The organism is Rhizobacter sp. (genome assembly GCA_021153565.1).
In the GTDB taxonomy this organism is placed as follows: domain Bacteria; phylum Pseudomonadota; class Gammaproteobacteria; order Burkholderiales; family Burkholderiaceae_C; genus Albitalea.
Map to the genome: position 1 here is coordinate 1 of JAJKJU010000202.1, position 11,357 is coordinate 11,357.

8 protein-coding genes and 1 pseudogene are annotated in these 11,357 nt (G+C 59.4%); 2 read left to right on the plus strand and 7 right to left on the minus strand.

What is annotated here, in order from left to right:
* Positions 1 to 96: 96 nt before the first annotated feature.
* Entirely contained in the window at positions 97 to 1,020 is a 924-nt protein-coding gene (locus tag AC30NL_RS12700) for a hypothetical protein (protein WP_489464364.1), read from the minus strand.
* Between AC30NL_RS12700 and AC30NL_RS12705 the strand changes: the two genes are divergently transcribed.
* A complete protein-coding gene (locus tag AC30NL_RS12705) occupies positions 1,009 to 1,425 on the plus strand; it encodes a hypothetical protein (RefSeq protein ID WP_489464365.1) in 417 nt (138 codons plus the stop codon). The genes AC30NL_RS12700 and AC30NL_RS12705 overlap by 12 nt on opposite strands.
* 501 nt (positions 1,426 to 1,926) lie before the next feature.
* Here the strand turns inward: AC30NL_RS12705 and AC30NL_RS12710 are convergent.
* The 6 genes and pseudogenes from AC30NL_RS12710 to AC30NL_RS12735 all read right to left on the minus strand — a co-directional run bounded on the left by AC30NL_RS12710 (position 1,927) and on the right by AC30NL_RS12735 (position 9,376).
* Positions 1,927 to 2,586, minus strand: a complete 660-nt coding sequence (locus tag AC30NL_RS12710) for a hypothetical protein (protein WP_489464366.1) — start codon at positions 2,584 to 2,586, stop codon at positions 1,927 to 1,929.
* A gap of 1 nt (position 2,587) precedes the next feature.
* Positions 2,588 to 3,325, minus strand: a complete 738-nt coding sequence (locus AC30NL_RS12715) for a hypothetical protein (RefSeq protein WP_489464367.1) — start codon at positions 3,323 to 3,325, stop codon at positions 2,588 to 2,590.
* Between the two features lie 187 nt (positions 3,326 to 3,512).
* Entirely contained in the window at positions 3,513 to 4,415 is a 903-nt protein-coding gene (locus AC30NL_RS12720; RefSeq protein ID WP_489464371.1) for a putative bifunctional diguanylate cyclase/phosphodiesterase, read from the minus strand.
* Positions 4,404 to 4,970: pseudogene (locus tag AC30NL_RS12725) on the minus strand (GGDEF domain-containing protein); the annotation flags it as partial. The pseudogene AC30NL_RS12725 and the gene AC30NL_RS12720, both read right to left, overlap by 12 nt.
* Positions 4,971 to 5,120: 150 nt before the next feature.
* Positions 5,121 to 6,827 carry a hypothetical protein gene (locus AC30NL_RS12730; protein WP_489464368.1) on the minus strand — a complete coding sequence of 569 codons (1,707 nt, stop codon included), beginning with the start codon at positions 6,825 to 6,827 and terminating at the stop codon, positions 5,121 to 5,123.
* Between the two features lie 269 nt (positions 6,828 to 7,096).
* The gene (locus AC30NL_RS12735) at positions 7,097 to 9,376 is read right to left on the minus strand and encodes a winged helix-turn-helix domain-containing protein (protein ID WP_489464369.1); all 2,280 of its coding nucleotides are present in this window, start codon (positions 9,374 to 9,376) and stop codon (positions 7,097 to 7,099) included.
* Between the two features lie 735 nt (positions 9,377 to 10,111).
* On the opposite strand from AC30NL_RS12735, the gene AC30NL_RS12740 reads away from it, so the two are divergent.
* Entirely contained in the window at positions 10,112 to 11,230 is a 1,119-nt protein-coding gene (locus AC30NL_RS12740; protein ID WP_489464370.1) for an ABC transporter substrate-binding protein, read from the plus strand.
* Positions 11,231 to 11,357: the final 127 nt, after the last annotated feature.

The following is an 11,357-nucleotide window of genomic DNA, read 5'->3' on the forward strand; positions in this document are numbered from 1 at the left end:
ATGGCACTACATTTCACTTCTCAAGCAACCCCCAGCATCCATGCGGGTTAGCGGCCGACGAGATCGGGAAATGGGCCAAAAGTTGACAAACTTGGGCTAGGTCCGGCGACTTTTGAGCGTAGGCAACGGCGGTTCGACCACTGCTTCACGCCGCGATCCGAGAGATGAGCGGACCAACGCAGATACCGGCGCATCATTCGTTTCCGGCACCCGTTGAACATAGGGGTAGACCGCCTTCGTGGGACTGGGGAGTCCAAGCGTGCGAGCTGCCTCGGCAATCTTCGGAACGACCCGGACCACGTCCGCGGTCTTCATTTCTGGAGCCAAGTCGCGCGCCACGCGCACAGCCTGAATCTCGCTGCGAAGGGCTGCAGGAATGGGCCTTTGAGCTTCCTTCGCCTCACGAAGCCTCTTCGCCTTTGCGGCCTCTATGGCGGCATCTTCTTCTGCAAACAGCTGAGCCAGGGTCTTCGACGCAGAGCCTTCACGGGATGAACGAATGGTCAGTGCCATCGCGACTTTGGAGAGCTTCTTGCCAGCTTTGCGAACGAGTGATGGCTCGCCCGTCCGTTCATGCTTGGGCTCACCCTTGACATAAGCTTGCGCCGGTGAAATCTCCTGGTCCAAGCGCGATGCGGCTCGACGGGCGAATTCTTGATTCACGCCTGACTTGTCCTTCCAAAGCCCCTTGTACCTGGTGTCATATGACTCCGGGTGATCCAAGCTGTGACCGTCTGCGCTGTACTGCTGCGCGGCTATCTTGGCTCGTCTAAGCTCATGACGGTGCAATTCGCGGGTGAAATGGCGGCGATCTTCCAAGTCTGGGAATCTCTTCGTCCTCAGACCCAGGGAGACCGATGAGTGTGCGCCGTCCGGCGCACAAACAGCAGGCCCGGACCGCCAGCCGTCCAGGATGACGGTGTGCTCGCGGTTGCCATATTGGCCTTGAGGCGCCGCTTCCGTCCAAACGTGATCGACGAATAGGCGCTTGGTCATCCGCGCCTTGATTTGCGGCTTCATCCGCCCCGCCATCGCGATAGCCGTCGTAACGGCAAATTCCCCGCAGTTCCCCGAGCCGCCAAACACAGCAACTGCATTGCGCGGGAGGTCTTCACCTTTGATTTTTCGCTGTTTGTGAAGGACCGCTCGATAGGAAAGGCCCTTGGTCGCCGCAACGTCCTCCTTCACATTGCCTCGGCCATGCGGCATGAGATTGCGCGCTTCTCGCATCGAGTCATGGGCGTCCCTCAGGAGTTCGAGGCCATCATCTTCTATGGGACGCTGCTCGGCGCATCGTGCGAGGAGATAGCCAGCCAGAGGAATGTCATCGTCATGAATCTGCGTTGTGCTTCTCACTGGAACTGTCTTTTCCAAGGCCTCGTCAGTGAGGCGCGGATCGGCCGGAACCCGAACTGGCACCGATGAATCGTGGATCGGGAGATTGAAGACAGAGGATGTATCCGAGTCGGAGTAGGAGTCAGAGTCGACCTCGTGCTGCTGACGGATGGGCCGCAAACGGGAAGGCTGAATGTCAAACCTCCGGCTCTCTGGCATCGAATGCATCCAATCGGGCGGCGTGCGACGTGTCTCGGGTGGACTAGCTTCCGCAATCTCCTGCCGGTGCGACGGCGCCTGCATGCGCATGCGAGGCTGTTCCGGCGTGGGAACTTCCTGAGATCCCGACGTGCTCGCACCGCGGCGCGGACTCAGTGCCGCTGGCCCTTGTGCCATTGCACGCGGACTCGGGGGCGAGGCTATCTGTTCCTCATGGCGTGGCCCATCCGTGGACGCGTCCACATGGAAAAAGTGGCCGGCACGTATATCGCGCATTTCATCACCCTCCTTGTATTCGCGCAGTCATGACATGCAGCACGTTGCATGATTCGCTGCATGGACCGACAGGTCTGCCATTCCCGCGTTGTTTGATCACACGCTCCCTTGAGCCGGCGCCAGATCTGAAGATGGCGCAGCCTTGCGTGCATTCTCGAGTGCGTGCTCCCACTGCCGCTCCAATTCGACGAATGCCGACAAACTGGCCTCTTCGATCTGGATTTGCGCCAGGCTCGACTTCGCACGCACGTCCGCACGGCAACCCGGGTACACGCGTCGAATCACGTCATCGATGCTGCCAAGCAGATCCAGCATCGGCTGAGACGGCGACTCGCCCATCAGCCGCCGAAGCTGAGTGTGCGCATCGTTCAACGCGTCGAACGGAAGACACTCCAATCCGCGGCCATCGGGCTTGCGAAGGGCACGCTCCAAAAGCGCAAGTGAAGGCAAAACCGATCTCGCCTTGGCATGCCGATCGAGGATCGCGGTCAATGCACCCTGCACCGCGGATAGCGTGGCCGCATTCATCAGTGGCGGCAGCGTTCCATGCCGGTGATGGGCGAAACGATGCCGGCGCTTGCGCGAGCCCATGTCTTCTGGCGATGCCTGAAGCACCACGTGAAAGTCGATGCCCTTTCGGACCAGGCGAATCTCGCGGCCCAGCAGCTTTCGCATCCGCTGTACAAGTTGCGCAGTACGCGACAACTTCGAACTCACTGCCTTGCCATGGGAATGCGCATCGGATATCTGGCGCATGTCACCGTCTCCTTGGTGAACGAGCACCGGCCTGCGCGAAGTCATGCATGCCGACGTCGGGACCGACCGGCGTGCCGCCACGGCGCGGGGCTTCGGGCTTCATGTGCGGGCGTTCAGGGGCCGGCTCGGCGGCTCGGCTCACGCACACATCGGCAGCGTCGCGAGATGAACGACCGCCCAGGGTCTCGGTGGCGTTTGTGTGCTTCTTGTCAGCCTTTGGAGACAACGACCGCTCGATCCTGGGATCACTCTTTGGCCCGCCCTTGGCATACGCTTGCGTCGGCGAAATCTCCTCGTCCAAGTGCGATACGGCACGTCGCGAGAAGCTTTGATTCAACCCGTACTTGTCCTTCCCGAACCGCTTGTGCTTGGTGCCATAAGGCTCCGAGCGATCTCTGGCGTGCTGCCGCGCTGCCTTCTTGGCCATTTTGAGTTCCAGACGCTGGAATTCGCGGCTGAGGTGGCGGCTGTCCTCCAAGTCCTGGAGACTCATCATCTCCGGCAGACCATCTTCCCCAAGCTCCTGCCGCTGAGATGGCGGAGTCATGCGCGCGCGCGGCCGTTCCGGAACATGAGCTTCCTGAGCTTCCGACGTGCTCGCGCCGCGGAGCTGGCTCAGTCCCTCGGGCTGCAGCAATGCACGCGGACTCCGCGGCAAGGTTGTCTGTTCTTCATGGCACGGGCCAGCCGAGGACACGATGCCCAAGTGTGCGATGAGCGCGGTACGTAAATCAGCCATCGAGTCATGGTCCTTGTATTCGAGCAGTCATGCCATTGAACTGGTTGCTCAGTGCATTGCCACACTTGACTTTGATACCGCGCGTCAAGTTGTTGTATTGGGATGCGTAGTCGAGTACGTCCATACGAAATACAGGCCACTGTCGCAGGGCGCTGAGTGCCCAAAACCCGGTCGCTGTTACGCCTCTTCAGTGAAGTTGTGGACCGTTCGTCTCTTTGAACAACGACGGCCGGAACGCCTGAAGAAGCGACTTGGGGGCCTCTTGGGCCCACAGAGTGATCGCTTGAGCGGTCATGGGCTTGGCAAAGAGATATCCCTGCAATTCGTTGCAACCAGCGTGCACGAGCATGTCGCGCTGAAGCTCCGTCTCGACACCCTCGGCCACCACGCGAAGATTGAGGGCCTGGGCCATCTGCACCACGGCTTTGACGATGGCGCGGGCCTCGGCGCTGTGCGGCATGTCTGTCACGAAGGCCCGGTCGATCTTCAACTCGTTGGCCGGCATCTTGTGTAGTGCTGACAGGCTCGAGTAGCCCGTGCCGAAGTCGTCGATCGAAATATGCACCCCGACCTTTTCAAGGCGCGTGAACGCCCGGCGCGTGACGGCTGTGTTTTCCATTGCCACCGACTCTGTGATCTCGCAGGTGAATCGGTTCGCTTGGAGCTTATGCAGCTTCAAGCCATCCTCGACTCGCGCAGCGAAGTCGTCCTGGCGCATCTGAAAACGCGACACGTTGATCGCCACTCGCATGCGAAGGCCGGTGCGCCGCCATTCGGCCGCATGCTTGAGAGCCGCCTCCAGCACCCAATTGCCGATGCCTTCGATCAGACCGTGCCGCTCGGCGATGGGAATGAACTTTTCGGGACTCACCGCGCCCAGTTTCGGATGCTTCCAGCGGAGCAGCGCCTCCACGGCCGTCACCTGAAGGCTCGATGCGTCGATCTTCGGCTGAAACATCAGCTCGAACTGATTCCTCGACAAAGCCTGGCGCAGTTCACGAGCGATCGCGAGTTCTTCCCTCTGTTTCAGTTCAACTCCGGGATCGAAGACCGCATAGGCGCCTCCGCCACTGATCTTGACGGATGTCATCGCCGAGGCGGCACGGCCAAGAACGCGCACGCTACTGCCGTGCTGCGGGCACTCTGCGAGCCCGGCCGACAGGGTCACGGAGATGTGCTGATCGTCAACCTGCATTCCGTTCCCGAAGAGGTCCACCAGCCGGCCAGCGAATTTCTTGGATGTCTCTAGCGGCGCGTTGAAAAGGATCGCGAACTCGTCGCCGGCTACCCTGCATAGCAATGTGCCTTCGGCGCACACCGAACTGAGTCGTTCTACCGAGGCCACGAGGACCTTGTCGCCGAATTAGTGGCCGTGTGCGTCGTTCACGGCCTTGAAACCATCCAGGCCCACGTAGACGACGCACACTTCGCGTTTTGTCTTTTCCGCCTTTGCGAGTGCTCCCGAAAGAAGATTCTCAAAGGCCGTCCGTGTCAGCAATCCTGTCAAACGGTCGAAGCGTTGCTCGCTGAGCTTCCCCCCGCCTGCCACACGACGTCGGCGGCGCACCCTCCAGATTGCGAGCGCGCCGAGCACGAGTGCCGCGAAAGCGAACGCGGCCAATGCGACGGTGCTTGTCGGTTGCATGAGGAAAACTTCGTTCACAGGGGAAGAGTTGTGCGTCGAGTTGACCGGAAATTGTCAATCATTTCTGATCTCACGGGTCACTTTTTGGCGGTTCGCTCGTGAGATCGTTCCGCATTCGACCTATGAATTTCATTCGGCGGGTGAATCTTGTCAATCGTCATCGGAGGGTGCCAGAGCTGCCATATGCAGGGCCAAAGCCTTTTCGGCTGCAATCTGCTTGTATTTACCGAGAATGTCTCCATCCATACCCAGGAGTTCGTCCTCAAATTCAGCATGAAAATCGTCCGGCAGCATTTCCTCACCAATGATTTCTTCAAAGGTTTCCTGTGGAAGAGTCGCGCTCAGTTCAGTAAGCCTGCGAACCGCGTCCTGGATCAGTCCCGGCATCCATTCCGATTCGCGTCGCTTTACCCGCTCATCCTGGAACTTGGCGATGACGTCGAGATGGAAGTTTTCCAGGCCTTTCGTACCCACGAGCGCCTCTTTAGGCACACGCCAATTGGCGATTTGGTCATCGAAAACACCTGGATTTTGCTGTACAAGCGCCTCGAGCTGTTTAACAGCGCGCTCGACTTGAGTATCGAAATTTTCTCTTATCTGCGGGATACGTATATCGGCTTCGTCGCGGTAAGCCGCTGAGTTTTTTTCAGTGAGGACATCATTGAGGTCATGGAACGCCGTCATTTTCAACCGCTGATTGAGGAATTTAGGCGTGATTTCAACTTGAGCGGTTACATCCTTGTGAAACTTGGTTTTCTTGCGCTCGGATGACGCCGTATCGGCGGCCGATGGCAAAGGCCGAGGCGTGCTCTCTTGCGGGGCGCTAACCTCGACAATCTCGCTCTGTCCTACGTTGTCTTTGGGCTCCTTTTTCTTCAGAATCGATTTAGGCCCTGTTTCAGTCTTTTTGGGCTTTTTCTTCAGGATCCATTTAGGCCATACAGAGGTGTGCTGCAACGAGGCTGCGGTAGTCTTTTCCCTTAATGGCGCTGTGCCGGCGGCCGACGACGAAGGCTGCGAGACGGGCATGATCTCGTTCGTGCTCATGACGCTGACCTCGACGATCTCAATTTCGGTGGCGCGACTCGATTGCGGGTCCGACTGGCGGACGCCATGGCCTACAGAGGTGTGCTGCAACGAGGCTGCGGTACTCTTTTCCTTTTCAAATTCATTGCATTTACGTAATATGTGCTTATCCTTACCCCGGAGTTCGTCATCAAATTCAGCATGAAAATGGTCCGGCAGCTTTCCCGCACTAATGATTTCGCCGAATGTTTTCTCTGGAAGGGTCTTGCTCAGTTCATAAAACTTCCGAGCCCCAGCCTCGATCAGAGATCGCTTTGAATTTTCTTGCTCAGTGATTCCATCCTCGTCAAACCTGACCTTCTTGCGCCGCGCTCTGCCGGCGGCCGGTGACGAAGGCTGCGGGACGGGCATGATCTCGTGCGTGCTCAAGCCGCCAGCCTGCTGTGTTTCATCAGCCGAGTTGCCCATTCCCTGTGAAAACTGGCCCGGCGTCAACACTTTCGCAGGCCTGTAACGCACCGACGCAAATTCCCGGGTGAAGTCCGTTTTGCCTTCGATCTCTATAAAGTCGATAAGCCTAGGTTTCCTAAGAGCGGATGGCGCTCCGTCCTCATGCCGCAACTCGGAAAGCGAACGGCGCGGAGGACTGGACTCCGCCAACCTATCAGGAGACGCCGACTGGGGCGGCTTGCGTCCCAGGCACATGAGCCCCGACAGCGTGGAACCGATGCGCGATGCGCTGGAGGCACGCACCGGCGGGGTGGACTGCTCGGCGGCCCCGGACACATCGGGCGTCGTTCTGCGAAATAGGTTTGGGAATAGGGACTTCATGACTAGCTCACCCCTTCGTTTGAAGGCCATTTTGGATTCACGTAGTCTGCAGCGCCAAAGCAGGACGCTGGTGTGGCGTTGCGAATCCAAGCACTAATACACGAAAGCGCTGCGCAAGAAATTCCAACCCGGCTTTACCGGCTCGCCGCACCCGAGCTCATCATGTGTGGCCGTCTCTCTCGAGTGGTCACGTTCCGCAAGTCGCCGTGGGACTTCGTTGTCGAAGAAGGTGAAGTCCTGTGTTTCATTTGGCGACATCAAGACTTGCATCAAATCCGGCTCGGCAAAAATGGAATGGGAGGCAATGCCATGCCGGCCCGCTGTCCCGCATAGATAGGGCCAAGGCTCGCAAAGTAGCCACCGCTCCCCATCGACGCCGGCATCATGCTCATGTGCTCCGCATGGGCGCGATTTGCATCCGCAAAGTTGCCTCCGGCATGGAGAGCACGCGCGGTCGCGGCCAGCGTCAGCGGATGGGGATTCGACGTGACCTCCGAGCTGATCAGAAGAGCTGCCGCTTCATCGCCGCGGCCCGCTTCGGCCAGAAGCCATGTCACATCGATGCAGGCGAATGCGCGCCACATCGGCGCAGCCTCCATATCGACAATCTGCTCCAGGATCTGCAAGGCCTGCTCCGCGTCGCCAGTGGCATGCGCAATCAGCGCGTGGCAGTGACGGAGATGAACGCTGAGCTCAGGATGGTCCGCATGATCGTCGCCCGACGCCAGACGGAGTTCCGTATCGGCCTCACCAATGCGCCCGCATTGAACAAGTGCCGTAATGAGCCACGGCCACGTATCGTGCTCACGCATGCGGTCATTCGACACGCGTTGCAGCGCGATGGCATTGCTGAAGCATTCCGCCGCCCTGACGTGGTCACCTGCGCAAGCAGCATCGTGCCCGCGCGCCTGCCACACAGCGTCTTTGCTCGATTCCGGCATGTTCAGCCCTTCGAGCGCGGTTACCGTTCGCCTGCAATCCTGCGGGGCCCGCGCCAGACGATAGATCAGACAAAGAATCGATGCGGCCCGCGCCGCGGTGGCTTCATCGCCGTCAGCCATCGCCAACGCCAAGGACTCCTCTCCATGATCGGTTGCCCTGCCGAGCTGACCGAGCAATGCAAATCCCTTCGCAGCGTTGGCGCAAGCATCGGCCAGATAGTGCTGCGCCTGCAATTCGCGCGATCGGCTGACGACCTCGGTGAGTAGTTGGACAGCCTGCGTCAGATCCCCTCCCAATCCCGCGATGACGGCTTGCATGTTGAGCGCACAGAGAGGAAAGAAGCGGTTCCCGCCTCGCTCGCAAAGCTCGTGGACGCGCTCGATACTGCGGCTTGCCGCATCGAACTCGCGCTGGCGGACGGAAATCGACGCCTGGAGCAAGAGAGTCTGCGCGGTCCAGTCCAAGGACTCTTGCCCCGCCGCAAGACGAAGTGCCTTTTCCGCGCGAAAGGCTGCAGCCGCAAGTTCCCCGCGGTGCAGGTGCAAGTGCCCCATGGCCTGATGGACGCGTGCTGCAAGCGACAAATCGCACTCGATCTCCGCACGCACCAGCAGGCGCCGCGCGAAGCGCTTGCCTTCCTGGTCACCCTTGTTCGCCAGGGATCGCAGAAGCTCGAACTCCGCGGCTGCGTTCGCTGGCGCCAGGCCGAGAACCCTCTTGAACCGATTCGCGGCTTCCGACCACTTTTGTTCGCCGCAAGCTTGCAAGCCACGCGCGAATGCCTCGATGGCCGGGAGGCAGACAGGGGTCGTCAAGGGCGCGGCATCGTGCTGCGAATCTCCGAAGAGACTGTGGACCAGTGCGCCAACCATTGGTTCGGCGAGCTCCGCGGGATGCTCCCCGATCACCGCCCCGTGGAATTCATGAGAGCGGCCGAAGACTCGATATTCGAGACGGTATCCAGCCTTGTCGACGGAGACCTTGCCGCCCACCACGAGTTGCACGTTCGTCAATCGTTGCACCATCGAAGCAAGGCTTTGAGCATCGGCGCCGCACTCCTTTGTTGCGACTGCCATCACCGACTGCGTTGAGATCGCCGACAGTCGCGTGTCTTGCGAAAGCATCTCGCTCACAAGCGACATCAACCCGAGTCGAATCCAATCGAATCTTGAATCGTCCGTCGAATCTTCGAAAGGCAGGACAGCGAACGTAAGCTTCTTTGCCTCAACCATCGCGGCCTGATCCGCGATAACAGAAGACGCGGCGGGGACCGTTGGCGCAAGGTCAGCAGCGGCAGACAACACAGGCGCGACGAAGCGGTATCCCACGCGCGATACCGTCTTGATCAAGGCAGGTTCACCGATATCACCGATGGCCCGGCGCGCCTTCATCACTGCCCGAGCGAGTGCACCGGATGAAACGAATTCGTGCGGCCACACGCTGGCGAGAAGCTCCTTCTTTGCCACAACTCGTTCGCGATGGCGAATCAGATGCACCAAAAGGTCGAAAGGCCTCGGTTCGATCCAGCTCGGACGGCCATTGAGCCGCACCTCGCGGGCCGCGATGTCGAGTTCGCATTGTTGGAAGCAGATCACTGTGTCAGTCATGGTTCGCACTTCTTCATGACCCCGGCGTCACTGCCACGGGTCAGTCATTTCCTAAGGCGCATGTTGAACGGTGTGAAAAGCCAATGCATGACGTAGCTTTGACCAATGCTGGACCGACCCTTCACCTACAAGTGGACATCAGACGACAACATCGCAAGCTTTCTCCAGCACCTCACCGTACATGCAAGATTGGGCAGAAAGGCCCACCCATTTCAAGGTCTTCACTCCCTCTCCCTCTGGGAGAGGGCTGGGGTGAGGGCCGTGGGCGGTGAACTAAGCCATGGGTTGCCATCACCGCAGCCCCTCACCCAACCTCTCCCCCAGAGGGGGAGAGGAGCCAATACAAGACCTTGAAATGGGTTGGCAGAAAGGCCCTGCTCATGTGACGATGAGTAGCCCCTCCATTAAGGCTGGCTTGATTCGCTAGTGAAACGTTGGCATGCGACGCGTCGATTCCGGGCACATTCGTATGCAGCGAACAGGACTCGATCGTTGTTTGACGCGATCAGATTGCATCGACTCCTGCGCCAATTGCACGAGCGCGTCAACGCGACACACACATCAAGTGCTTGTGACTTATTGGCGCAATTCATTGCCGCTTCGCCCAACGGGCAACTGGTAGCAGTCCCGTCAGAACTCGGTCAAGACCCGCGGAGGGTCTCTCGTTAGCCTATTCGCAGGCCTGCTTCGTGCCGGCGGAAAAGCCATACCATCTTTTCAACTAATCCTGTGGCCATGAATGAAGCACTTCGCTTTTTGCGCTTCTCAGCGTCCACTTGGCGCCTTTTCGCGCTTCTTTGGTGCTGTATCGATTCGGCGTCAGCGCTGACCGTCGGTTTCGTCAACCCTGGACGTCACGACGAAACGTATTGGGTGACTGCGACCGAGGCGATGCAAGCAGCGGCGAAAAGCCTCGACTTGAAATTAGAGGTTCGCTATGCCGAGCGCGACCATCTCCGCCAGATCGACATCGTTCGCGATTTCGCTGCCCGCCCGCGACTTTTGAGGCCAGACTATCTCATTCTGGTGAACGAGCGACGCATGGGCGGCGAGATGCTGAAGATCGCGGCGGCGGCGAATATCAAGTGCTTGTTCGCCTATAACACCCTGCTGCCCGAGGACCGTGCGTACTTCGGTTCCCCGAGACAGATGTATCCGCAGTGGATCGGCTCCATGGTGCCCCACGCCGAAGATGGCGGCTATCTCAGCGCACGAGCGCTCATCGATCGAGGAATGCGCGAGAAACGCTTCAGCGCCGACGGCAAATTGCACATGATCGCCATCGCCGGCGACCGCTCGACGGAGTCGTCAGTGCTGCGCAATAAGGGAATGGAAAGGGCCGTCAGGGAGAATCCTCGCGTTGTCCTGGATCAGATCGTCTATGCCGACTGGCAGCGCGAGTCCGCGCGGCAGATGGCCTCGGAGCTGTATGGACGCTATCCCGATGCGGCGCTGGTGTGGGCCGGCAATGACGTCATGGCGTTGGGCGCGATGGATGCCTTGGTAGCACTGGGCAAACAACCCGGCAAGGACCGCTGGTTCAGCGGAATCAACACATCGCAGGAGGCGATGCGTGCGGTCATCGACGGGAGAATGGAGGCTTTGGTCGGTGGCCATTTCATGGCGGGAGCCTGGGCAATAGTGATGATCTACGACTATGCGCACGGCCACGACTTCGCGTCCGAAGGGCTTGAACTCGACATGCCGATGTTTTCCACCTTCGATGCCACCCTGGCCGCACGTTATATGAATCGGCTTGCAAATGGCACGGCGCCCTTCGATTTCCGCCTGCACAGCAAGACGCTGAACAATTCGCTGCAGCACTACGATTTTGCCTTCGCGAAGCTGCTGTAAGGACATGGCCCGAAACAACATACCGCTTTGGGGGTGCTGGGCGGGCGCGCTGCGGCGTTGCTCCTCACTTGTGTGGCTCGCCACACGGCGCTCGGAGCGCCTTGCATCGCATCCCGCCCTGCGCCCC

Bases quoted from the DNA above. Each gene is read 5' to 3' on its own strand.
- AC30NL_RS12700 (WP_489464364.1), bottom strand. From the start codon at position 1,020: ATGAAGCCGCAAATCAAGGCGCGGATGACCAAGCGCCTATTCGTCGAT.
- AC30NL_RS12720 (WP_489464371.1), bottom strand. From the start codon at position 4,415: ATGACATCCGTCAAGATCAGTGGCGGAGGCGCCTATGCGGTCTTCGAT.
- AC30NL_RS12715 (WP_489464367.1), bottom strand. From the start codon at position 3,325: ATGGCTGATTTACGTACCGCGCTCATCGCACACTTGGGCATCGTGTCC.
- AC30NL_RS12730 (WP_489464368.1), bottom strand. From the start codon at position 6,827: ATGAAGTCCCTATTCCCAAACCTATTTCGCAGAACGACGCCCGATGTG.
- AC30NL_RS12710 (WP_489464366.1), bottom strand. From the start codon at position 2,586: ATGCGCCAGATATCCGATGCGCATTCCCATGGCAAGGCAGTGAGTTCG.
- AC30NL_RS12740 (WP_489464370.1), top strand. From the start codon at position 10,112: ATGAATGAAGCACTTCGCTTTTTGCGCTTCTCAGCGTCCACTTGGCGC.
- AC30NL_RS12735 (WP_489464369.1), bottom strand. From the start codon at position 9,376: ATGACTGACACAGTGATCTGCTTCCAACAATGCGAACTCGACATCGCG.